Annotated in this window: 20 protein-coding genes and 1 pseudogene; 7 read left to right on the top strand and 14 right to left on the bottom strand. The window is 66.7% G+C overall.

What is annotated here, in order from left to right:
• The first annotated feature begins 430 nt into the window (after positions 1 to 430).
• A complete protein-coding gene (locus DFR45_RS09770) occupies positions 431 to 1,291 on the top strand; it encodes a M48 family metallopeptidase (protein ID WP_114483536.1) in 861 nt (286 codons plus the stop codon).
• 25 nt (positions 1,292 to 1,316) lie between these two features.
• Here DFR45_RS09770 and DFR45_RS09765 read toward each other — a convergent pair whose 3' ends face one another.
• The 3 genes from DFR45_RS09765 to rodA form a co-directional block, all read right to left on the bottom strand.
• Complete coding sequence (locus tag DFR45_RS09765) at positions 1,317 to 2,438, bottom strand: 3-deoxy-7-phosphoheptulonate synthase (protein WP_114483535.1); 1,122 nt, start codon at positions 2,436 to 2,438, stop codon at positions 1,317 to 1,319.
• 223 nt (positions 2,439 to 2,661) lie between these two features.
• The gene (gene tldD, locus DFR45_RS09760) at positions 2,662 to 4,146 is read right to left on the bottom strand and encodes a metalloprotease TldD (protein WP_114483534.1); all 1,485 of its coding nucleotides are present in this window, start codon (positions 4,144 to 4,146) and stop codon (positions 2,662 to 2,664) included.
• Positions 4,143 to 5,321 (bottom strand): rod shape-determining protein RodA, encoded by a 1,179-nt coding sequence (gene rodA, locus DFR45_RS09755; RefSeq protein ID WP_114483533.1) that lies wholly within the window; start codon positions 5,319 to 5,321, stop codon positions 4,143 to 4,145. Before rodA ends, tldD begins: the two co-directional genes overlap by 4 nt.
• A 103-nt stretch (positions 5,322 to 5,424) precedes the next feature.
• On the opposite strand from rodA, the gene DFR45_RS09750 reads away from it, so the two are divergent.
• Positions 5,425 to 6,021, top strand: a complete 597-nt coding sequence (locus tag DFR45_RS09750; protein ID WP_114483531.1) for a YqiA/YcfP family alpha/beta fold hydrolase — start codon at positions 5,425 to 5,427, stop codon at positions 6,019 to 6,021.
• 27 nt (positions 6,022 to 6,048) lie between these two features.
• On the opposite strand, the pseudogene metW reads toward DFR45_RS09750, so the two are convergent.
• A pseudogene (gene metW, locus DFR45_RS09745) lies at positions 6,049 to 6,624 on the bottom strand (methionine biosynthesis protein MetW); the annotation flags it as partial.
• Complete coding sequence (metX, locus tag DFR45_RS09740) at positions 6,621 to 7,748, bottom strand: homoserine O-succinyltransferase MetX (RefSeq protein WP_114483528.1); 1,128 nt, start codon at positions 7,746 to 7,748, stop codon at positions 6,621 to 6,623. The gene metX and the pseudogene metW, both read right to left, overlap by 4 nt.
• Positions 7,749 to 8,158: 410 nt before the next feature.
• On the opposite strand from metX, the gene DFR45_RS09735 reads away from it, so the two are divergent.
• Complete coding sequence (locus tag DFR45_RS09735) at positions 8,159 to 8,605, top strand: RNA recognition motif domain-containing protein (protein ID WP_114483526.1); 447 nt, start codon at positions 8,159 to 8,161, stop codon at positions 8,603 to 8,605.
• A 93-nt stretch (positions 8,606 to 8,698) separates the two neighbouring features.
• Here the strand turns inward: DFR45_RS09735 and amt are convergent, their stop codons facing one another.
• Entirely contained in the window at positions 8,699 to 10,207 is a 1,509-nt protein-coding gene (amt, locus tag DFR45_RS09730) for an ammonium transporter (protein WP_114483525.1), read from the bottom strand.
• A 31-nt stretch (positions 10,208 to 10,238) separates the two neighbouring features.
• A complete protein-coding gene (gene glnK, locus DFR45_RS09725) occupies positions 10,239 to 10,577 on the bottom strand; it encodes a P-II family nitrogen regulator (protein ID WP_114483524.1) in 339 nt (112 codons plus the stop codon).
• A gap of 261 nt (positions 10,578 to 10,838) precedes the next feature.
• On the opposite strand from glnK, the gene DFR45_RS09720 reads away from it, so the two are divergent.
• Positions 10,839 to 12,380: a YifB family Mg chelatase-like AAA ATPase gene (locus tag DFR45_RS09720; RefSeq protein ID WP_114483522.1), complete on the top strand. Its 1,542-nt coding sequence runs from the start codon at positions 10,839 to 10,841 to the stop codon at positions 12,378 to 12,380.
• 158 nt (positions 12,381 to 12,538) lie between these two features.
• Positions 12,539 to 13,312, top strand: a complete 774-nt coding sequence (locus tag DFR45_RS09715; RefSeq protein ID WP_114483521.1) for a ferredoxin--NADP reductase — start codon at positions 12,539 to 12,541, stop codon at positions 13,310 to 13,312.
• A gap of 21 nt (positions 13,313 to 13,333) precedes the next feature.
• Here the strand turns inward: DFR45_RS09715 and pyrF are convergent, their stop codons facing one another.
• The 7 genes from pyrF to def all read right to left on the bottom strand — a co-directional run bounded on the left by pyrF (position 13,334) and on the right by def (position 18,751).
• Positions 13,334 to 14,167: an orotidine-5'-phosphate decarboxylase gene (gene pyrF, locus DFR45_RS09710; protein WP_114483520.1), complete on the bottom strand. Its 834-nt coding sequence runs from the start codon at positions 14,165 to 14,167 to the stop codon at positions 13,334 to 13,336.
• A 20-nt stretch (positions 14,168 to 14,187) separates the two neighbouring features.
• A complete protein-coding gene (locus tag DFR45_RS09705; RefSeq protein WP_114483519.1) occupies positions 14,188 to 15,396 on the bottom strand; it encodes a phosphoglycerate kinase in 1,209 nt (402 codons plus the stop codon).
• Between the two features lie 77 nt (positions 15,397 to 15,473).
• The gene (locus tag DFR45_RS09700; RefSeq protein ID WP_114483517.1) at positions 15,474 to 15,809 is read right to left on the bottom strand and encodes an AzlD domain-containing protein; all 336 of its coding nucleotides are present in this window, start codon (positions 15,807 to 15,809) and stop codon (positions 15,474 to 15,476) included.
• Positions 15,806 to 16,711 carry an AzlC family ABC transporter permease gene (locus DFR45_RS09695; protein WP_114483516.1) on the bottom strand — a complete coding sequence of 302 codons (906 nt, stop codon included), beginning with the start codon at positions 16,709 to 16,711 and terminating at the stop codon, positions 15,806 to 15,808. The genes DFR45_RS09700 and DFR45_RS09695 overlap by 4 nt, the downstream gene beginning before the upstream one ends.
• A gap of 10 nt (positions 16,712 to 16,721) precedes the next feature.
• Positions 16,722 to 17,708, bottom strand: coding sequence for a methionyl-tRNA formyltransferase (gene fmt / locus DFR45_RS09690; protein WP_114483515.1), 987 nt, complete (start codon positions 17,706 to 17,708; stop codon positions 16,722 to 16,724).
• Between the two features lie 18 nt (positions 17,709 to 17,726).
• Positions 17,727 to 18,242, bottom strand: a complete 516-nt coding sequence (locus DFR45_RS09685) for a hypothetical protein (RefSeq protein WP_114483513.1) — start codon at positions 18,240 to 18,242, stop codon at positions 17,727 to 17,729.
• On the bottom strand, positions 18,239 to 18,751 hold the full coding sequence (gene def, locus DFR45_RS09680; protein WP_114483512.1) for a peptide deformylase: 513 nt from the start codon (positions 18,749 to 18,751) through the stop codon (positions 18,239 to 18,241). The genes DFR45_RS09685 and def overlap by 4 nt, the downstream gene beginning before the upstream one ends.
• A 188-nt stretch (positions 18,752 to 18,939) precedes the next feature.
• Between def and DFR45_RS09675 the strand changes: the two genes are divergently transcribed.
• Both DFR45_RS09675 and dprA read left to right on the top strand, forming a co-directional pair.
• Entirely contained in the window at positions 18,940 to 20,160 is a 1,221-nt protein-coding gene (locus DFR45_RS09675; RefSeq protein WP_421782114.1) for a LysM peptidoglycan-binding domain-containing protein, read from the top strand.
• A gap of 48 nt (positions 20,161 to 20,208) precedes the next feature.
• On the top strand, positions 20,209 to 21,441 hold the full coding sequence (gene dprA / locus DFR45_RS09670) for a DNA-processing protein DprA (protein WP_114483510.1): 1,233 nt from the start codon (positions 20,209 to 20,211) through the stop codon (positions 21,439 to 21,441).
• Positions 21,442 to 21,465: the final 24 nt, after the last annotated feature.

Below are 21,465 nucleotides of genomic sequence, written 5' to 3'. Positions count from 1 at the left end.
CATTCCGGAGGCAGAAAACGCATTGCCGGATCCGTCGGCCAGCGCCCCCGCTGCGGGCAGGTATCTAGCAGCCTGTCGGACTTTGGGCGTCGAAAGCGAGAATGTGCCCCAGCGAGGCCAGTTTTTGCCGGATTCGCAGCCCCATAGCGGGACTATGGGGCAAGAAGACGGTAAAAAATGGGCCGCTGCGGCGCATTTGCAGCCGACGATTCCAAAGTCCGACAGGCTGCTAGTGTAGTGTTCGACGCTATTTGCGACATAAAACCGCGTCTTTTCGGCCTGGGCCGCGTTGCAAATCCTCGCGATACCACCCGGTATCGCTGCGGTTTGCGCCTTGCCCAGACCAAAAATCCATCGGTTTTATTTGTCGCATCAAGCATCAAACACTACACTAGCGCAGGAGACCATTTTTTGTCTCTATGATCCCCGCATGTGCCTGCTTTGCAATGCTTTGCGCCCCGCCCCTTCCTCGCCCTGGTCGGCACGGCGCGCCTTCGTGCTCGCCAGCGGTGCCGCGCTGGCGGGGCCCGCATGGGCGCAGATCGACGTCGGGCCACCTTCGAGTCTGCGCACGCTGATCCCTGCCGAGGCGCTCGAATCGGCTGCGGCCGAGCAATACCACGAGCTGCTCGCGCAAGCACGTGCCAAGCGTGCACTTGCACCAGACAATCATCCGCAGTTGTTGCGCCTGCGCGCGATCGCGCGGCGCCTGATTCCGTTCGCGCCGCAATGGAACCCGCGTGCAGCCCAATGGCGCTGGGAGGTCAACCTGATCGGCAGCAAGCAGATCAATGCTTTTTGCATGCCTGGCGGCAAGATCGCGTTCTTCACGGGCATCCTGGAGCAGCTTCGGCTCACCGACGACGAGGCGGCCATGGTCATGGGCCACGAGATGGCGCACGCGCTGCGGGAGCACGCCCGTGCGCAGCTCGCCAAGACCCGCGCCACCAGCCTGGGCCTCACCCTCGGCGCGCAATTGCTTGGCCTGGGCGAACTGGGCAACACCGTGGCCGATTTGGGCACCAGGCTGCTCGCGCTCAAATTCAGCCGCGCGGACGAGACCGAGGCCGACCTCGTAGGGCTCGAGTTGGGCGCGCGCGCGGGCTACGACCCACACGCCGCGGTGACGCTGTGGCAGAAGATGAATCAAGTGGCCGCAGGCGCGGGCTTGGAATTTCTCTCCACACACCCGAGCGGCCCCGAACGCATCCAGACGCTGGAGCAGAACGTGCCGCGCGTCGAAGGGCTGTACCTGGCAGCACGTTCCGGGGCCCTGGCCCCGGAGCGCTGAGGCGCAGCAAGCGCGCCGGACTTGCTCAACGCGCGCGACGCGCCACCACGGCGGCGGAGAGTTCGGCGAGCGCGTGCAACGAATCGTCCCACCCCAAGCAAGCATCGGTGATGCTTTTGCCGTATTCGAGCTTCGCAGGGTCGTCCTTGCCGGGGGTGAATTTCTGCGCGCCCGCGCACAAGTGGCTCTCGATCATCAAGCCGAACACCTTGTGCGAGCCGCCTGCGATCTGTGCCGCCACGTCGCGCGCGACGTCGAGCTGGCGCTGGTGTTGCTTGCTGCTGTTGGCGTGGCTGCAATCGACCATCAGGCTGGGGTTGAGCTTGGCCGCTTCAAGCTCGTGGCACGCCGCGGCGACGCTGGCCGCATCGTAATTCGGCACCTTGCCGCCGCGCAGGATGACATGGCAGTCCTTGTTGCCCTTGGTCGTCACGATGGCGACCTGACCGTTCTTGTGCACCGAAAGAAAATGGTGCGGGCGGCCTGCGGACTGGATGGCGTCGGTGGCGATGCGGATGTTGCCGTCGGTGCCGTTTTTGAAGCCGATCGGCGCCGACAGGCCCGAAGCGAGTTCACGGTGCACCTGGCTTTCGGTGGTGCGTGCGCCGATCGCGCCCCAGGAGATCAGGTCACCGATGTATTGCGGCGAGATCACGTCGAGGAATTCGCTGCCCGCGGGCATGCCCAGGCGGTTGATTTCGATGAGCAGCTGGCGCGCAATGCGCAGGCCCTCGTCGATGCGGTAGCTCTCGTCGAGGTAAGGGTCGTTGATCAGGCCCTTCCAACCCACGGTGGTGCGCGGCTTTTCGAAATACACACGCATCACGATCTCCAGGGTGTCGGCATATTGCGTGCGCGCCGCCACGAGGCGCCGCGCGTAGTCGATCGCCGCAGCCGGGTCGTGGATGGAGCACGGGCCGATGATGACCAGCAAGCGGTCGTCCTTGCCGTGCATGATGCGGTGGATGGTCTTGCGCGTGTGGCTCACCAACCGCTCCACGGCCGTGCCACGGATCGGAAAGAAGCGGATCAAGTGTTCGGGCGGAGGCAGCACGGTGATGTCCTCGATGCGTTCGTCGTCGGTCAGGCTGGTTTTTTCAGTGCCGCGGTACCAGGCATCGCCGGCGGGGGTGGCATGGGCTGTCATGGATGCTTCCTCGTGAAATGGTGGTGGAATCGAAGGGGTAAAAAAACAAAAACCGCCGGGCTTTGCAGCGTCGGCGGTGGATCAGGGAAGGTTTGGTGTGCTCGCGCGCTCGCCTCTCAGCCGCCTCGGGATGAGATCCAAAACCAAAAATAAAAGGCGCGATGCACTGGCATAGCTGCCAATGTAGCACATCCCCGCAACCCTGCGCTGCGCGCAGCCGCAATCACGCGGTTCCCCCGACGGTCAGGCCGTCGATGCGCAAGGTCGGCTGGCCCACGCCCACGGGCACGCTCTGGCCCTCTTTGCCGCAGGTGCCTACACCCGTGTCCAGGCGCAGGTCCTTGCCGATCAGGCGCACGCGCTTGAGGCATTCGGGGCCGCTGCCGATGATGGTTGCGCCCTTGACGGGGTAGAGCACCTTGCCCTTTTCGACCCAGTAGGCTTCGCTCGCCGAGAAGACGAATTTGCCCGAGGTGATGTCCACCTGCCCGCCGCCGAAGTTGGTCGCGTACAGGCCGCGCTCCAGGCTGGCGACGATTTCGGCGGGCTCCTTGTCGCCGGCGAGCATGTAGGTGTTGGTCATGCGCGGCATGGGGATGTGCGCGTAGCTCTCGCGCCGGCCGTTGCCCGTGGCGGGCACGCCCATGAGGCGCGCGTTGAGCGCGTCCTGCAGGTAGCCGCGCAAGATGCCGTCCTCGATCAGCACGTTGCGCTGGCTCACGTGGCCCTCGTCGTCGATGTTCAGCGAGCCGCGCCGCGCCGCGATGGTGCCGTCGTCGAGCACGGTGACGCCCGGCGCTGCCACACGCTCGCCGATGCGGCCGCTGAAGGCGCTCGCGCCCTTGCGGTTGAAGTCGCCCTCGAGCCCATGGCCCACGGCTTCATGCAGCAGGATGCCGGGCCAGCCAGGGCCCAGCACCACGCTCATCTCGCCCGCGGGTGCCGGGCGCGCGTCCAGGTTCACGAGCGCGCCGTGCACGGCCTGGTCGACGTATTCGGTGATCAAGGCGTCGTCGAAAACCGCGAGCCCGAAGCGCCCGCCGCCACCGGCCGAGCCCATTTCGCGCCGGCCTTTTTGCTCGGCGATCACCGTGACCGACAGGCGCACGAGCGGGCGCACGTCAGCCGCGAGCGTGCCGTCGGCGCGCGCCACGAGCACCACGTCGTACTCGCTCGCCAAGCCCGCCATGACCTGCACGATGCGCGGGTCCTTGGCGCGCGCGCGCTGCTCGACTTTTTCGAGCAAGGCCACCTTGGCCGTGCTGTCCAGCGTGGCGATGGGGTCGGTGGCAGCGTAGAGGTTGCGGCTGGGCGCTATCTTTGGCGTAGCTACGTGCGCACGTCCTGCCTTGCCTGAGGCCGAAATTGAGCGCACGGTGTGCGCGGCGTCGAGCAGCGCAGCCGCGGAGATGTCGTCAGAGTAGGCGAAGGCGGTTTTCTCGCCGCTCACGGCGCGCACGCCCACGCCCTGGTCTATGCTGAAGGAGCCCGTCTTGACGATGCCTTCTTCGAGGCTCCAGCCTTCGCTGCGCGTGTATTGGAAATACAGGTCGGCGTCGTCCACGCGGTGCGCGCGGATCTCGGCCAGTGCGTGGCTGAGGTGGCTTTCGTCGAGGCCGAAGGGCGCGAGCAGCAGCGCGCGCGCAATGTCCAGGCGCTCGGCGGTCGCGGCGCGCCGTGGCGCGGCAGAGGTAGTGTGGGACGTCATGCGCTGATTTTAGAGAGCGTGTGCGGAGCTTGCTGCTGCGCGCGCGCCACCGACATCAAAATACCCAGCGCCAGCCCCAGCGTGACCATGGCCGTGCCGCCGTAGCTGATGAAAGGCAGCGGCACGCCCACCACGGGCAGGATGCCGCTGACCATGCCCGTGTTGACGAAGGCGTAGGCGAAGAAAATCGTCGCCACGGCCCCCGCCATGAGGCGCCCGAACAGGGTGTTGGCGCGCAGCGCGATCGCCAGACCACGCCAGATCAGCAGCACGAAGCAGGTGATCAGCACCAGGTTGCCCACGAGGCCGAATTCCTCGGAAAACGCCGCAAAGATGAAGTCCGTGGTGCGCTCGGGGATGAATTCGAGGTGCGTCTGCGTGCCTGCCATGAAGCCCTTGCCCCAAAACCCGCCCGAGCCTATGGCGATCATGCCCTGGATGATGTGAAAGCCCTTGCCCAGCGGGTCGCGCGTGGGGTCCAGCAGCGTGCAGATACGCTGCTGCTGGTAGTCGTGCAGCACCGGCCAGCGCACGCCCTCGGCGCACAGCGAGGGTTCGTACCAGACGATCAGCGCCACGGCCACGGCGCCCAGCAGCACCGGTGGCAGCACCAGCTTCCACGGCAGGCCGGCGAAGAAAATCACCGACAGCCCCGCAGCCAGCACCAGCAGCGCCGTGCCGAGGTCGGGCTGCTTCATGATCAGGCCCACGGGCACGGCCAGCAGCAGCGCGGCCACGCCGAAGTCGAGCGCGCGCAACTGGCCCTCGCGCTTTTGGAACCACCAGGCGAGCATCATGGGCATGGCAATCTTCAGAATCTCGCTCGGCTGGATCACGACCACGCCGAGGTCCAGCCAGCGCTGCGCCCCTTTCTTGGTCAGGCCGAACAGGGCCACGGCCACGAGCAGCGCCACCCCGAGCGCGTACAGCGGCACCGCCAGCACCATGATTTTCTGCGGCGGCACCTGTGCCACGACGAACAAAATCAGCGCCGCGAGCAGCATGTTGCGCCCATGGTCGATGAAGCGCGTACCGTGGTCGTAGCCCGAGGAATACATGGCCAACAGGCCCAGACCCGAAAGCAGCGCCACGAGCACGAGCAAAGGAGCATCGAAACCACGCAACAGCATGAGGACACGCTGGGCAAGGGAGGGTTTGTCGATCACGGCAGCCATGGCGCGATTATCCGCGGCGGCCCACAATGGGCGCCCAAGCTGGCGCTGATGCCACACGTCACGAGAGACCATTGCATTCGCCATTCATTTCGGAGCCCACACCATGCCAACCACCCACTTGCTCTACCTGCACGGCTTTCGCTCCTCGCCGCAATCGGCCAAAGCCACTTTGATGGCGCAGCACCTCGCGCGCCACCACCCCGAGGTGCACTGGTGGTGCCCGCAGCTGCCGCCCTCGCCGCGCGCCGCGATGGAGCTGGTGCGCCAGGGCATCGCCGACTGGCCGCACGCCCGCATGGCCGTGGTGGGCTCCTCGCTCGGTGGCTATTACGCAAGCTGGGTGGCGCAGCAGGCGCGCTGCGCGAGCGTGCTGCTGAACCCGGCCGTCGATCCGGCGCGCGACCTGGTCCGCTACATCGGCGAACAAAGCGCCTGGCACGACCCGAGCCAGCGCTTTTATTTCCGCCCCGAATATGTCGATGAGCTGCGCGCGCTCGACACGCGCGGCCTTCCGCCCGCGGGGCCCGAGTTCGCCATCATCGCCAAAGGCGACGAGCTGCTCGACTGGCGCGAAATGGTCGCCCGCTATCCACACGCCAAACTGCTATTGCTCGAAGGCAGCGACCACGGACTCAGCGACTTTGCCGCGCATCTGCCCGCTGTGCTGGAGTTTCTGGGACTTGCCGCTGCAGCAGCATGAGGGCCGATGCCGGGGACTACGCTGCGCCTCGAAATGAAATACCGCCGTGCCCGCGCGCGCATTGGGCAAAAAGCGCACGATGCGCCCGTCCTGCAGGCCGAAGGCGTCGAGAATGCGCAGACGGTTCTTGCGCGCGAGCACCTCGAAGTCGGCGTAAGTGCCCACACGGATGTTGGGCGTGTCGTACCACTGGTAAGGCAGGTGGCGCGTCACGGGCATGCGCCCGCGCAGCACCGAAAGACGGTTCGGCCAGTGCGCAAAGTTGGGAAAGGCGACGATGCCCGTGCGCCCCACGCGCGCGGTTTCGCGCAGCATGACTTCGGCGTTGCGCAGGTGCTGCAGGGTGTCGATCTGCAGCACCACGTCGAACGAGCGGTCGCCGAACATCGACAGCCCTTCGTCGAGGTTGAGCTGGATCACATCGACGCCGCGCTGCACGCAGGCGAGCACGTTGGCGTCGTCGATTTCTATGCCGTAGCCGCTGCAGCCGCGCTCGCGCTGCAGATACGAGAGCAAGGAGCCGTCACCGCAGCCCAGGTCGAGCACGCGCGCGCCCTGCGGCACGAGGCTGGCGATCACTTCCATGGTGGCCTGCGCGCTCATGCGAGCTCCTTTGCGATACTATCGAAATATGAGCGCATAACGCTCATGTAGCGGGCGTCATCAAGCAAAAAGGCATCATGTCCGTGGGGTGCGTCGATTTCGGCGTAGCTCACGCTGCGCTTGTTGTCGAGCAAAGCTTTGACGATTTCGCGGCTGCGCGCAGGGGCAAAACGCCAGTCGGTCTTGAAGCTCACGAGCAGAAATTTTGCCGTCGCGGGCGCGAGCGCCAGGCTCAGGTTGCCGCCGTGGCGGCGCGCCGGGTCGAAGTAGTCGAGCGCGCGCGTGATCAGCAAGTAGGTATTGGCGTCGAAGTATTCGCTGAACTTGTCGGCCTGGTGGCGCAAGTAGCTCTCGATTTGGAATTCGATGTCCTGCGTGCTGTATTTGGGTTCGAGCCGGTCGCGCAACTGGCGCCCGAACTTGGCGTTCATCACGTCGTCCGAGAGGTAGGTGATGTGGCCGATCATGCGCGCGATGCGCAGGCCGCGCTTGGGCACTACCCCGTACTGGTAAAAGTGGCCACCGTGAAAGTCCGGGTCGGTGACGATGGCGCGGCGCGCGACCTCGTTGAAGGCGATGTTTTCTGCGGTGAGGTTGGGCGCGCTCGCCACCACCACGGCGTGGCGCACGCGCTCGGGGTATTGCAGCGACCACGACAGCGCCTGCATGCCGCCCAGGCTGCCGCCGAGCACGGCCGCGAGCCGTTCAATGCCCAAACGATCGAGCAGCCGCGCCTGCGCGTTCACCCAGTCCTCCACTGTGACCACGGGAAAGTCTGCGCCATAGATGCGGCCCGTATCGGGGTTGCGGTGCATGGGGCCCGTGGAGCCGAAGCACGAGCCGAGGTTGTTCACGCCGATCACGAAAAAGCGGTTTGTATCGACGGGCTTGCCCGGTCCGACCATGTTGTCCCACCAGCCTTCACTGTTCGGCTGCCCTTCATACACGCCCGCGACATGGTGCGAAGCGTTGAGCGCGTGGCACACCAGCACCGCGTTGGAGCGCGCGGCATCGAGCGTGCCGTAGGTCTCGTAGGCGAGGTGGTAGTCGCGGATGGACGCGCCGCTTTGCAGGGGCAGCGCCTCCGGGAAATGCATGGTCTGGGGCGTGGCGATGAACGACATAAAAAAACCCGGCGCTACTAAAAACAGGGCCGGGTCGGGAAGGTCGGACGAGTCTTTAGCAGCATTTGTAGAGCGCTCGCAAGCTACGGCAAATCAGCGCTGGCGCCAATATACCAAATGCTTGGCGAGCGTTGGGACGCAGGCGCCGCCCCTGACCGCAACCTGCAAGGCCATGGCATGGGGCATGTGCACCACTGAAATAGGCTCTTATGCAACGCAATGACGAGCAGCGGCGATGTATTCGCTTGCCTTTTTGTAAGCCTTGTGCGTCATAATGGGCGTACGGAGCTTGCTCCGTGTTGGTAGAGCGATGATCTGTTGAGTTTTCCGCGCAGAAGTTTCATCGAAATGGGCGGCTTGCGTTTTCGAGGCTCCATCGCGTTTTTCAGGTATTTTTGAGGAGTCCCTCGATGGGCAACAAACTTTATGTCGGCAATTTGCCGTATTCCGCGCGCGACAACGATCTGGAGCAAACCTTCAGTCAATTCGGTGCCGTTACCAGCGCGAAGGTCATGATGGAGCGCGACACTGGTCGCTCCAAGGGTTTCGGCTTCGTCGAAATGGGCAGCGATTCCGAAGCCCAGGCAGCCATTGAGGGCATGCATGGGCAAGCCATGGGTGGTCGCAGCCTCGTGGTCAATGAAGCCCGCCCCATGGAGCCTCGTCCGCCGCGCAGTGGCGGAGGTGGCTTTGGCGGTGGCGGTGGCGGCGGTGGCGGCTACGGCCGTAGCGGCGGTGGCCGTGAAGGCGGCGGCTATGGCGGCGGCCGCAGCGAAGGTGGCTTCCGCAGCCCTTACGGTGCCGGCCCGCGCAATGGCGGCGGCCGCAGCGGTGGCTACGGCGGCGACAGCTATTGATCCGTTGCCGATGCACCCATGAAAAAAGCCCCCTCGGGGGCTTTTTTCATGGCCAACGGGAAAGCACCCAGGGCTGCTGCAGCCCTGCCATGCTCACCGGTTGTACGCGGACTCGCCGTGATAGGTGATATCCAGACCCTCACGTTCCTCTTCTTCGGTTACCCGCAGACCAATGGTCATATCCACGATCTTGTAGGCGATGAAGGACACCACGCCCGACCACACGATGGTCAACAGCACGGCTTTGGCTTGGGTCCAGACTTGTGCGGCAATCGAATAGTCTGCCGCTGTCACACCCGTCGCCGTGACCCAATCGGCCACATAACCAGGCCCACCCAAGCCGGGAGCATTGAAAACCCCGGTGAGCAATGCTCCGACGATTCCACCCACGCCGTGCACGCCGAACACGTCGAGCGTATCGTCGGCCCCGATGAGGCGCTTGAGGCCGTTCACGCCCCACAGGCAGGCGAAGCCGCCGACCAAGCCCACCACCAGCGCGCCGCCTATGCCCACATTGCCGGCTGCCGGCGTGATCGCCACGAGCCCGGCAACAGCGCCCGAGGCCGCGCCCAGCATCGATGCCTTGCCGCGCATCAACGCCTCACCGACGGACCAGGCGAGCACCGCGGCAGCTGTGGCCACGAGGGTATTGATGAACGCCAGACCGGCGAAACCATTGGCTTCGAGCGCAGAGCCGGCATTGAAGCCGAACCAGCCTACCCACAGCAGCGACGCGCCCACCATGGTCAGCGTGAGGCTGTGCGGGGCCATGGATTCCTTGCCGAAACCGATGCGCTTACCGACCATGAACGCACCCACCAGGCCCGCAACGGCGGCGTTGATGTGCACCACCGTGCCGCCGGCAAAATCGAGCGCGCCCCACTGCCAGATCAGGCCGGCCTTGGCCGTCATGGCGTCGGCGACTTCTTTGGAAGCATAGGCATCGGGGCCCATCCAGAACCACACCATGTGGGAGATGGGCAAGTAGCTGAAGGTGAACCACAGCGCCATGAACAGCATGACCGCACTGAATTTGATGCGCTCGGCGAAGGCACCCACGATCAGGCAGCAGGTAATACCGGCAAAAGTGGCTTGAAACGCGGCATAGACGATTTCGGGGATCACTACGCCCTTGCTGAAAGTGGCCGCATTCGCAAAAGTGCCGGCGGCGTTGTCCCAAATGCCTTTCATGAACAAGCGGTCAAACCCACCGATGAAGGGGCCACCTTCGGTGAACGCCAGGCTGTAGCCGTAAACGAACCACAGCACCACGATCAGCGAAAACGTCACCATCACCTGCATCAGCACCGACAGCATGTTCTTGCTGCGCACCAAGCCGCCGTAAAACAAGGCCAGGCCAGGCAAGACCATCAGGATGACCAGGATGGTCGAAACCATCATCCAGCCCGTGTCGCCTTTGTTGGGCGTGGGTGCCGGTGTGGAAGCGGCCGCCGCGGGCGCTGCGGCCGGGGCCGCGGAGGATGCGACAGATGCAGCGGCTGCGGGGGCGCTGGCAGCGGGTTCCGGGGTTTGCGCGCCGGCTGCCGTCATGCCGGCCCACAGGCTCAGGCCCAGCGCCAGGGAAGCGAGTAGTTTTTTCATGGCTTTTCCTCTCTCTGATGCGATGCGCCGCTCACAGGGCCTCTTTGCCGGTTTCGCCGGTACGAATGCGCACCACCTGCTCGAGGTGGCTCACGAAAATCTTGCCGTCGCCGATCTTGCCGGTGCGCGCGGCACCTTCGATGGCTTCGATGACGCGCTCGACGAGCTCGTCCGCGACGGCGGCCTCGATCTTGACCTTGGGCAAGAAATCGACCACGTATTCGGCCCCGCGGTAGAGCTCGGTGTGGCCTTTCTGGCGCCCGAAGCCCTTGACCTCGGTCACCGTGATGCCCTGCACCCCGATCTCGGAGAGGGCTTCGCGCACCTCGTCGAGCTTGAAGGGTTTGATGATGGCTGTCACCATTTTCATTTGCGACTCCTTTCGAAAAGCGTTGGCAGCACCCGCCAGGAATTCATGCTTCCTCCCTCGATCGAGTGAAGGCTGGGCTGCAGGCTACGAAGCACAGACCGTGCCATCGACGGCATGACACACGGCCCGATGCAGGTCAATGTGCGTGCAGGGCGCCCATGACCCGTTACATTCGCAAAACCTTGAGCGCTGCGGCTGCCGTGCAGAGAAAAACACGGTGAAGTCTGTGCGGCGCACTTCTTTGGGGGGAGAACTTCACTCATGAGTCTTGCTTTGGTGCAAAGCCGCGCCCTTTTGGGGCTGCAGGCGCCATCCGTCACCGTGGAGGTGCATCTGGCCAATGGCCTGCCGAGCTTCACGCTGGTCGGACTGGCCGACGTCGAGGTCAAGGAGGCGCGCGAGCGCGTGCGCTCCGCGCTGCTCAACGCGGGGCTGGAGTTTCCGCACAACAAGCGCATCACGGTCAACCTCGCGCCCGCCGATCTGCCCAAGGATTCAGGGCGCTTCGACCTGCCGATCGCGCTGGGCATCCTCGCGGCCAGCGGGCAGATCGACGGCGCGCGCCTTGCGGGCCACGAGTTTGCGGGCGAGCTGTCCCTGTCTGGCGCCCTGCGCCCGGTGCGCGGCGCGCTTGCAACCAGTCTGGCACTGCAGACGCAGAAGGTCGAAGCCACGCTGGTGCTGCCGCCCGGCAGCGCCGAAGAGGCCGCGCTCGTGCCCGGCGCCCAGGTGGTGCGTGCGCGCCATTTGCTTGACGTGGTGCGCGCCTTCCTGCCCACGGAGGCGGGCGCACTGGCGGACGACACGGACGAGGACGGCTGGTGCCGCCTGCAGCCCACGCCCATGGCGCAGGGCAGCGACGGCGCCGACATGGCCGACGTAAAAGGCCAGGCCGCGGCCAAGCGTGCGCTGGAGATCGCCGCGGCCGGCGGCCACAGCGCGCTGCTGGTCGGGCCACCGGGCTCGGGCAAGTCCATGCTCGCGCGGCGCTTTGCCGGACTGCTGCCGGCGATGACGCTGGACGAAGCCTTGCAAAGCGCGGCCATCGCGAGCCTTGCAGGCCACTTCAGCCCCGCGCAGTGGGGCCTGCGCCCCACGCGCCAGCCGCACCACACGGCAAGCGCCGTGGCGCTCGTGGGGGGTGGCACGCCGCCGCGGCCCGGCGAAATCTCGCTTGCGCACCATGGCGTGCTGTTTCTCGACGAACTGCCGGAGTTTCCGCGCGCCGCGCTCGAGGCGCTGCGCGAGCCGCTCGAGACCGGACAGATCACGATCGCACGCGCGGCCATGCGCGCCGAGTACCCGGCGCAGTTCCAGCTCGTCGCGGCGATGAACCCCTGCCCTTGCGGCTACCTGGGCGCGACGCAGCGCGTGTGCCGCTGCACGCCCGACCAGGTGGCGCGCTACCAGGGCAAGCTCAGCGGCCCGCTGCTGGACCGCATCGACCTGCACGTCGAAGTGCCCGCGCTACCGCCAGAGCAGCTACTGCAGACGCCGCCAGGCGAGAGCACCGCGAGCCTGCGCTCGCGCGTGGAACAGGCACGCGCCCGCATGCTCGCGCGCCAGGGCAAGACCAACCAGGCGCTGCAGGGGCAGGAGCTCGACGCATACCTGCTGCTGGACGCTGCGGCCGCGCCCTTTTTGCAGCAGGCCGCCGCGCGCCTGGGCTGGTCGGCGCGCAGCACGCACCGCGTGCTCAAGCTCGCGCGCACCATCGCCGACCTGGCCGGCGCGCACAGCACCCAGCTCACGCACGTCGCCGAGGCCATTCAGTACCGGCGTGTGCTGCACATCGTGCAGTGACCTTGGGGATGATCCCAGATTGGACTCACGCCCGGGCCGGCAACATCCCACATCAAAAAAGCGGCGCAGCTTTGTTGGACAATCGTGGGTTTCGTCTGCGCGCAGGTCGCCGCCAGCGGCTTGGCTCGGCAAGGTTCACTTCTCCACGCCCACAAACCATGAGTGCATACCACGAAGAGCGCGTGCTCAGCGTTCACCATTGGACCGACCGCTTGTTCAGCTTTACCACCACACGCGACCAGGGCCTACGGTTTTCCAATGGTCATTTCACGATGATCGGCCTGCTCGTCGATGGCAAGCCGCTGCTGCGTGCCTACAGCATCGTGAGCCCCAATTACGAAAACTATCTCGAATTTTTGAGCATCAAGGTGCCCGACGGGCCGCTGACCTCGCGCTTGCAGCACATCCAGGTCGGGGACAGCATCATCGTGGGCAAGAAGCCCACAGGCACGCTGCTCATCGATTACCTGCTGCCGGCCAAGCGTCTGTACCTTTTTTCGACGGGCACGGGCTTGGCACCGTTCATGAGCATCATCCGCGACCCCGCCACGTATGAAAAATTCGCCGAAGTGGTGCTCGTGCACGGCGTGCGTCTGGTGGCCGAGCTCGCCTACCACGACTACATCACGCAGGAGCTGCCGCAGCACGAGATCCTCGGCGACATGGTGCGTGCGCAGTTGCGTTACTACCCCACGGTGACGCGCGAGCCCTATGTCCACGCGGGCCGCATCAACGATTTGATCGAAAACGGCAAGCTGTTTGCCGACCTCGGCGTTCCGCCGCTCGACCCCAAGGTGGATCGCGCCATGCTGTGCGGCAGCCCCGCCATGCTGGCTTCGCTCAAAACCATTCTCGAGGCGCGCGGCTTCAACGAAGGAAGCACCACGACCCCCGGCGACTTCGTGGTCGAGCGTGCGTTCGTGGACAAGTGAAGGATATGCCGCGCAGGCGTGCTACGCCGTGCGCGCACGCGCCGCATTGAGGGCGTCGCGCGTGCGCAGCGCCTCGGCGCGCGCGGCCGCGGCAAAATTTTCTTTGGTCGAGGCGTAGAGGATGGCGCGTGAGGAGTTGACGATGATCGGCCCCTCGGCGCGCAGCCCGGCGCGCACCGTGGCTGCGGCGTCGCCACCCTGCGCGCCCACGCCCGGGATCAGCAGCGGCAGCGTGGGCGCGAGCGCGCGCACGCGCTCGATCTCGGCCGGGTAGGTCGCGCCCACCACGAGACCGAGCTGACCGTTGCGATTCCACGGCCCTTGCGCCAGGCGCGCGATGTGCTCGTACAGCAGCGGTTCGCCGGGCACGCTCGCGAGGCGCTGGTTTTGCAGGTCGTCGCCGCCGGGGTTGGACGTGCGGCAGAGCAAAAAAGCGCCCTTGCCGGGGTAGTCGAGGTAGGGCGCGACCGAGTCAAAGCCCATGAAGGGCGAAAGCGTGACGGCGTCGGCGCCGTAGCGCTCGAACGCCTCTTTCGCGTACTGCTCGGCCGTGGCGCCGATGTCGCCGCGCTTGGCGTCCAGGATCACCGGCACCTGCGGTGCGTGGCAGCGGATGTGCTGCAGCAGGCGCTCGAGCTGTTCTTCGGCGCCGTGCGCGGCAAAGTAGGCGATCTGCGGCTTGAACGCGCACACCAGGTCGGCCGTGTGGTCCACGATGGCGGCGCAGAAGTCGTACATCTTGCGCGCGTCGCCGCGCCAGGCGCCCGGAAAGCGCTCGGGGTCGGGGTCTAGCCCCACGCAGAGCATGGAGTCGTTTTGGGCCGTGGCCGTGCGCAGCAGCTCGAGAAAGTCCATGGTGTGCCTTTTCGCGGTGCTTATGCGGATGGGCGCATCTCGGCCGCGCGTTTTTCCAGAATCTCGAACGCGGGCAGCGTCTTGCCCTCGAGCACCTCGAGAAACGCGCCGCCGCCCGTGGAGATGTAGCCGATCTGCTTTTCGATGCCGTACTTGGCGATCGCGGCCAGCGTGTCGCCACCGCCCGCGATGCTGAACGCGGGCGAGGCGGCGATGGCCTGCGCGAGGGTGCGCGTGCCGTTTTCGAAGGCCGGGAACTCGAACACACCCACGGGGCCGTTCCACACGATGGTGCCTGCGGCTTGGAGCTGCGCGGCCAGGCGCGCCGCGGTTTCGGGGCCGATGTCGAGGATCAGGTCGTCGGCCTCGACGGCCGTGGCCGGCTTCACGGTGCCCTGGGCGTCGGCGGCAAAGACCTTGGCCGTGACCACGTCGGTCGGGATCGGCACCTCGGCGCCGCGCGCGCGCATGGCCGCCATCACGGCCTTGGCCTCATTCACGAGGTCGGGCTCGGCCAGGCTCTTGCCTATGGGCAGGCCCGCCGCGAGCAGGAAGGTGTTGGCAATGCCACCGCCCACGATGAGCTGATCGACCTTTTGCGCCAGGCTTTGCAGGATGGTGAGCTTGGTCGAGACTTTGGAGCCCGCAACGATGGCCACGAGCGGGCGCTTGGGCTGGGCGAGCGCGCGCGTGATGGCGTCGATCTCGGCCGCGAGCAGCGGCCCGGCGCAGGCGATGGGCGCGTATTGCGCGATGCCGTAGGTGGTGGCCTCGGCGCGGTGCGCGGTGCCGAAGGCGTCGTTCACGTAGATATCGCACAGCGCGGCGAGCTTGCGTGCGAGCGCGGGGTCGTTCTTCTTCTCGCCGACGTTGAGGCGGCAGTTTTCGAGCAGCACGACCTCGCCGGGCGCGACCTGCACGCCATCGACCCAGTCGCGCAACAGCGGCACCGTGCGCCCGAGCAGCTCGGAAAGGCGCTCGGCCACGGGCGCGAGCGAGTCCTCGGGCTTGAACTGGCCCTCGGTCGGGCGGCCCAGGTGACTCGTGACCATCACGGCCGCCCCTGCATCGAGCGCCATCTGGATGCAGGGCACGGAGGCACGGATGCGCGTGTCTTCGGTGATGCGGCCGGCATCGTCGAGCGGCACGTTGAGGTCGCTGCGGATGAAGACGCGCTTGCCGCGCACGATTCCCTGCGCGCACAGGTCGGAAAAGCGAAGGATGTTCATGAGGAAAAGGCCTGCGAAAGGTGGAGACAGGCGTCGATTCTAGGAGCGTGGAGATCGAAGCCTGAAGTCCGCCGCCCTCACCACCCCAGGCCGATGTGCAGCGGCAGATACACGAGCATGCCCACGACGATGGTGCCCAGGATGCCGCGGCGCCAGAAGTAGTAGGCGCTCGCACATAGTAGCGCGGGCAGGCGCGCGTCGCGCAGCGTGGCGATGAGGTGGCCATTGCTCATGAAAATCTCGGGCGCGATCACCGCCGTGAGCGCCGCGAGCGGCGCGTACTTGAGTCCGCGCTTGAACCATTCGGGCAGCGGCATCTCGCGCTGCGAGAGCATGAAGAAGGAACGCGTGACCACGGTAATCGCGGCCAGCCCCAGCACGGCCAGCAGGTATTCGCCCCAGCCCATGTTCATGGCGTGCGCTCCGCGGGCCTGGCGTTGGTGGACAGGGTGGGTGCGTCGGCAGTGGGCTGCGCAGGAATGGCCTGCGGCGTGCCCGCATCGGCCGCCACGCTCGAACCCGCCGGGCGCAGCACCACGGCAGGCTTGCGCAGCCGGCGTTCGGCCGCCTCGGCCAGCAGCCCGGCCGCGACGGCCGCAGCGATCGCCACCAGGATGTTGAGCTTGAGCGGCAGCCCGAACGCCGCGATCGCCGCCGCTGCGGAGACCACCGTGGCGACCCAGGCCGGGCGATCGACCAGCATGGACAGCAGCACGCCCAGCAGCGCCAGCACCCCGGCAAAACCCAGCCCCCACGACAGCGGGATGGCATTGGCAAGCACGATGCCCGCGATCGAGGGCACCTGCCAGGCCAGCCAGTTGAGCAGCGACGCGCCCCAGAAATACGCGAGCTGCCCCGGCGCGGGACGCGGCTCTGGGTAGCGCTGCATGAAAAAGACGAAGATCGCGTCGCCGCTCAAGTAGCCTATGGTCAGCCGCTGCAGCAAAGGGCGGTGCACGAAATAACTGCGCCAGAGGTTGCTGAAGATGACGAAGCGCAGGTTCACGCAGATCGCCGTGAGCCAGACCACCCACAGCGGCGCGCCCGTAGCCAGCAGCGGCAGCACCGCAAGCTGCGCGCTGCCCGCATAGACGAGCAGCGACATGACGATGGCCATGGACACCGTCATGCCGCTCTTGACCATGGCCACGCCCGTGACCAGACCCCAGGCGCTGATGCCCAGCGCCGTGGCGAGCATGTCCTTGGCGGCAAGGCGAAACTCGGGCTCGCGTGCGAGGGCGCGCAGCGACAGCACGTCGCCCGCGGCTGGAGTGCCGCCGCGGTCACCGTGCGCCGGGTCGCGTTGGCCGCTCATATGCTCGCGCTCATGCCGATGGGGTTGCAGCGGGCGCGGCGCCCAGCACCTGCCCGGGCTGCAGCGCAAAGCCGCGCAAGAACTCGGCGGCGGCCAGGCGCTTGCCGCCCGTGCGCTGCAGCACGGTCAGGCGCAGCGCATCCGTGCCACAGGCCACCGTGATGCCCGCGTCGTTTACAGACAAAATCTGGCCGCAAGGCACATCTGGCGTGCGCTGATAGCTCACGATTTCAGAGCGCCAGAGCTTGAGCACCGCGGCGCCCAGCGTGGTGCTCGCACCTGGAAAAGGGTCGAAGGCGCGGATGCGACGCTCGATCACTGCCGCGGGCTGCGTCCAGTCGATCACGCTTTCGGCCTTTTCGATCTTGGGCGCATAGCACGCGCCTTGCTCGGGCTGGGGCACGGGCTGCAGCTGCCCGGCCTCGGCCCGCTGCAGCGCCTGCACGATCAGGCGCGCGCCGAGCGCGGCGAGCCGATCATGCAGCGTACCCGTAGTGTCCTGCGGCAGGATGGGCGTGGCCTCGCTGAGCAGCATGGGGCCGGTGTCGAGGCCCGCGTCCATCTGCATGATGGTCACGCCGGTTTCGGCATCACCCGCCTCGATGGCGCGGTGGATGGGCGCGGCGCCGCGCCAGCGTGGCAGCAGGCTCGCGTGGATATTGAGGCAGCCGAGCCGCGGCACATCGAGCACCCATTGCGGCAGGATCAGGCCGTACGCCGCGACCACCATCGCGTCCGGCCGGGCCGCCAGCAGCGCGGCGCGCGCGGCCTCGGCGTCCTGCGGGTATTTGCCCTCCAGACGCAGGCTGCGCGGCTGTGCCACGGCGATGTCGTGGGCTTGCGCGAGCTGCTTGACCGGCGAAGCCTGCAGCTGCATGCCGCGCCCCGCAGGCCGGTCGGGCTGCGTGAGCACGAGCGGCACGTGATAGCCCGCCGCCAGCAGCTGCGCGAGCGCGACGCGGGCGAATTCGGGGGTACCGGCAAAGACGATGTTCATGGAAAAGCGCAAAGCGCGTCAGTAAAACCGGTATCTACCGCCCGAGAATTCGTCGGCATACATCACCCGGCGCACGATGCCCGCGCGGTCGATGTGGACGTAGGCATAACGGCGCGTACCCAGGTCGTCGATGAAGTGGTATGTCCAGATGTCGCCGTCGAAACGTGCGACTTTTTCGAGTCGGATCGGCGGGCCGAAGGTGGCCTCGACGTCGCGCGCGCTCCATTGGTCGACGGGGATGGATTCAAAACGCTGCTGCGTCAGCACTTGCGTGATACGCACGAGGCGCCCGCTGGCGTCGAAGTCGAGGTGGAACACCTGGTAGCCCGCAGGCAGGGTCGAATACAGCAGGCGCTGGCCGCCGTCGGGCAGGCTCTGCGTGCTGCGCGGCGCACCCAGGCGCGCGAGCACGTCCTCGCGCAGCGCGCCGGGCTTTTCCCAGTCGGGCGAGGCGCAGGCGGCGAGCAACAGCAGCGCCGCGGCGGCCACGGCGTGGCGCAACGCGCCCGCCTTTGCCGGCACAGAAAGTTTCATGCGCGGGCCTCCTCGCGCTGCTGCTTGAGCAGCTTGGTTTTGATGCGGTTGCGCTTGAGCGGCGAGAGGTATTCGACGAACACCTTGCCCATGAGGTGGTCGAGCTCGTGCTGTATGCACACGGCCAGCAGCCCCTCGGCTTCGATGATGCGCTCCTGCCCCTGCGCGTCGAGCGCACGCACGCGCACGGCTTGTGCGCGCTCCACGCCGTCGTAAATGCCGGGCACCGAGAGGCACCCTTCCTCACCCTCTTGCTTTTCCTCGCTGGCCCAGATGATCTCGGGGTTGATCAGCACCATGGGCTGGTTGCGTTCCTGCGAGACGTCGATCACCACCACGCGCTCGTGCACGTCGATCTGCGTCGCCGCAAGGCCAATGCCCTTGGCGTCGTACATGGTTTCGAGCATGTCGGCCACCAGCGCCTGGATGCGCGCATCCACGCTCGCCACCGGGCGCGCGACGGTGCGCAGGCGGGGGTCGGGATAGCAAAGAATCGGAAGAACGGCCATGGCTCAGAATAGGCGAAAAAGATAGCGAAAACGACGCAGCAGGCGACGCCTGTGCGCACAAAATGTCGTTATTTTCGCTACTTTCAAGCACCTGCGGGAGCCCTGGGACAATAATCGTTGCCCCGGTCAGGGCTTGCAAAGAGAATCCTGGGTGATCTGTAATTCAGCGAAAAAGGAACTCCATGACGATGGCATCGATGCGTGGGCAAAGCACCCGCTGGGGGAGGGCCGCGGTGCTTGCGGCAGCAGGGGGCTTTGCCCTCGCGGCCGCGTTGTATGCACCCGGGGCGCAAGCGCAGAAATACCCCATCACGAGCGGCCAGCGCGCCACGGCGCAGCAGGTAGCGCAACGCGGCGTGCCGCTGTCCGAGCTGGCGCCCAACGCGCCCGACAAATACGTGGTCAAGCGCGGCGACACCTTGTGGCGCATCTCGGGCCTGTACCTCAAGCGTCCTTGGCGCTGGCCCGAGCTCTGGGGCATGAACCTGCAGTCCATCCGCAACCCGCATCTGATTTATCCGGGCCAGACGCTGTACCTGATCAAAGATGGCGGCTATGCACGCCTCGCCACCAACCCTGAAGGCGACATCGAAACCGTGCGCGCGACGCCGCGCGTGCGCACCGAAAGCCTTGCCGACACGGCCCTGCCCACGCTCGATCCGCAGGCGATCGAGCCCTTCCTCGAAGAACCCCTGATCGTCGATGAAGAGACGCTGGCCAATGCCCCGCACATCGTCGCCACCACTGAAGAGCGCGTACTCATGGCCGAGGGCAATCGAATCTATGCGCGTGGGCCGGCCGATGCTCCCCTCTTGCTCGGGCCCGGCAAGCCGCGCTACTTCCGTATTTACCGTGACGGCAAGCCGCTCCAGGACCCGGAAACCGGCGAAATCCTGGGCTACGAGGCGCACTATCTCGGCAAAGCCGAGCTGCTGCGCAGCGAAACCCCGGGCACGGCCGGCACCGAGCAAACGCCCGCCGCCGACCCCATTCCCGCGACCTTGCAGCTCGGGCAGACGAAAGAGGAGGTGCGCGCCGGCGACCGCCTGCTGCCCGCGCCACAGCGCGAGTTTCTCAACTTCACACCGCGAGCGCCGCAAGTGCCCGTGGATGCGCGCGTGGTGTCGGTCTATGGCAGCGCCGCACTGGCCAATGCCGCACAAAACCAGGTGATCGCCATCAACCGCGGCCGCCGCGATGGCATGGAGTCCGGCCAGGTGCTCGCCATCCTGAGCCAGGGCGCGCGCATCGTGGACAAGGCCGACCCCGACCGCCCCATGGTGCAGCTGCCCAACGAGCGCAACGGCTTGGGCATGGTGTTTCGCACTTTCGAGCGTGTGTCCTACGTGCTGATCCTCGAAATTCACGCGCCCGTGCGCATCGGCGACAAACTGACCCAACCGCAATAAGCCCGGCCCCGCAAACCTTCCCGGCAAACACCGGCCCCATTTTTCGCCATGGAACGCGAAGAACTCGCCGCCTGGCTGCGTCTGAGCGTGACGCCGGGCGTGGGGCGCGCTACGGCCCGCAAGCTGCTCGCGGCCTTCGGTCTGCCGCAGGCGGTGTTCGCGCAATCGCTGCAGGCGCTCGAGCGCTGCGTGAGTCCGGCGCAGGCGCGCGCGCTGCACACGCTGCCCGAAGGCTTCGAGGACTTGTGCGCGCGCACCTGGGCCTGGCTGCACGCGACGGACGCTGGGCCCGCCCAAGCGCCGGCGCATGCGCTCCTGAGCCTGGCCGACGCCGCGTATCCCCGCGCCCTGCTCGACACCGAAGACCCGCCGCTGCTGCTGTATGCGCTCGGGCCCGCCGAGGTGCTGCAGGGCGACCCCTTCGCCCAAGGCCGCTGCCTGGCCATGGTGGGCAGCCGCAACCCTACGGCGCAAGGTGCCGAAAACGCGCGCCAGTTTGCCCGCGCGCTGCACGCCGCGGGCCTGTGCATCGTCTCGGGCCTGGCGCTGGGCATAGACGCGGCAGCCCACGAAGGCGCCCTGGACAGTGCGGCCCAAGCGGGAACGCAAGCCGGACCATGGCCCGCCACGATCGCCGTCGTCGGCACGGGCCTGGATCGCGTCTATCCGCGCCGCAACCTGGAGCTTGCGCGGCGCATCGCAGCGCAGGGCCTGATCGTGAGCGAGTACCCGCTGGGCACGCCCCCGCTCGCGCCCAACTTTCCGCAGCGCAACCGCATCATCGCGGGGCTGTCGCTGGGCACGCTGGTCGTCGAGGCCGCGCCGGCCTCGGGCTCGCTGATCACGGCACGGCTCGCAGCCGAGCAAGGGCGCGAGGTGTTCGCGATCCCCGGCTCGATCCATGCGCCGCAGTCGCGCGGCTGCCATGCCTTGATACGCCAGGGCGCCAAGCTCGTCGAAAGTGCGCAGGACGTGCTCGAAGAGCTGCGCCTGCCGGCGCGTGCAACGGCGGCAACGGCTGCAGCGCCGGCCGCACGCACCCGACCTGCCGTCACAGCGCCGCCCCACGCCCCCAGCGCGGCGGCTACAGCCGGAGCGGCCGAAGCGCCCGACACGCCCTTGCTGCAGGCACTGGGCTACGACCCCATCGGGCTGGATGCGCTGCTCGCGCGCACGGGCCTGGACGCGGCCACGCTGCAGGCGCAGCTGCTCGAGCTCGAACTCGCGGGTTGCGTCGCGCGCCTGCCGGGTGGCTTGTTCCAGCGCATCGCTCAGGCATGAGCCGGGGCCGCGCACGCCGTCACG

Source organism: Extensimonas vulgaris (assembly GCF_003337425.1).
Lineage (GTDB): Bacteria > Pseudomonadota > Gammaproteobacteria > Burkholderiales > Burkholderiaceae_C > Extensimonas > Extensimonas vulgaris.
Note: the sequence above shows the minus strand (reverse complement) of the source record. Positions and strands in the feature narration are given on the sequence as shown.

Bases quoted from the DNA above. Each gene is read 5' to 3' on its own strand.
- DFR45_RS09700 (WP_114483517.1), bottom strand. From the start codon at position 15,809: ATGAACATGGGCTGGGGCGAATACCTGCTGGCCGTGCTGGGGCTGGCC.
- pyrF (WP_114483520.1), bottom strand. From the start codon at position 14,167: ATGGACTTTCTCGAGCTGCTGCGCACGGCCACGGCCCAAAACGACTCC.
- metX (WP_114483528.1), bottom strand. From the start codon at position 7,748: ATGTCGTTCATCGCCACGCCCCAGACCATGCATTTCCCGGAGGCGCTG.
- DFR45_RS09685 (WP_114483513.1), bottom strand. From the start codon at position 18,242: ATGAAACTTTCTGTGCCGGCAAAGGCGGGCGCGTTGCGCCACGCCGTG.
- DFR45_RS09705 (WP_114483519.1), bottom strand. From the start codon at position 15,396: ATGAACATCCTTCGCTTTTCCGACCTGTGCGCGCAGGGAATCGTGCGC.
- fmt (WP_114483515.1), bottom strand. From the start codon at position 17,708: ATGAACATCGTCTTTGCCGGTACCCCCGAATTCGCCCGCGTCGCGCTC.
- DFR45_RS09735 (WP_114483526.1), top strand. From the start codon at position 8,159: ATGGGCAACAAACTTTATGTCGGCAATTTGCCGTATTCCGCGCGCGAC.
- DFR45_RS09750 (WP_114483531.1), top strand. From the start codon at position 5,425: ATGCCAACCACCCACTTGCTCTACCTGCACGGCTTTCGCTCCTCGCCG.
- DFR45_RS09675 (WP_421782114.1), top strand. From the start codon at position 18,940: ATGGCATCGATGCGTGGGCAAAGCACCCGCTGGGGGAGGGCCGCGGTG.
- DFR45_RS09720 (WP_114483522.1), top strand. From the start codon at position 10,839: ATGAGTCTTGCTTTGGTGCAAAGCCGCGCCCTTTTGGGGCTGCAGGCG.
- DFR45_RS09695 (WP_114483516.1), bottom strand. From the start codon at position 16,711: ATGAGCGGCCAACGCGACCCGGCGCACGGTGACCGCGGCGGCACTCCA.
- tldD (WP_114483534.1), bottom strand. From the start codon at position 4,146: ATGACGTCCCACACTACCTCTGCCGCGCCACGGCGCGCCGCGACCGCC.
- rodA (WP_114483533.1), bottom strand. From the start codon at position 5,321: ATGGCTGCCGTGATCGACAAACCCTCCCTTGCCCAGCGTGTCCTCATG.
- DFR45_RS09770 (WP_114483536.1), top strand. From the start codon at position 431: ATGTGCCTGCTTTGCAATGCTTTGCGCCCCGCCCCTTCCTCGCCCTGG.
- DFR45_RS09765 (WP_114483535.1), bottom strand. From the start codon at position 2,438: ATGACAGCCCATGCCACCCCCGCCGGCGATGCCTGGTACCGCGGCACT.
- def (WP_114483512.1), bottom strand. From the start codon at position 18,751: ATGGCCGTTCTTCCGATTCTTTGCTATCCCGACCCCCGCCTGCGCACC.
- glnK (WP_114483524.1), bottom strand. From the start codon at position 10,577: ATGAAAATGGTGACAGCCATCATCAAACCCTTCAAGCTCGACGAGGTG.
- dprA (WP_114483510.1), top strand. From the start codon at position 20,209: ATGGAACGCGAAGAACTCGCCGCCTGGCTGCGTCTGAGCGTGACGCCG.
- amt (WP_114483525.1), bottom strand. From the start codon at position 10,207: ATGAAAAAACTACTCGCTTCCCTGGCGCTGGGCCTGAGCCTGTGGGCC.
- DFR45_RS09715 (WP_114483521.1), top strand. From the start codon at position 12,539: ATGAGTGCATACCACGAAGAGCGCGTGCTCAGCGTTCACCATTGGACC.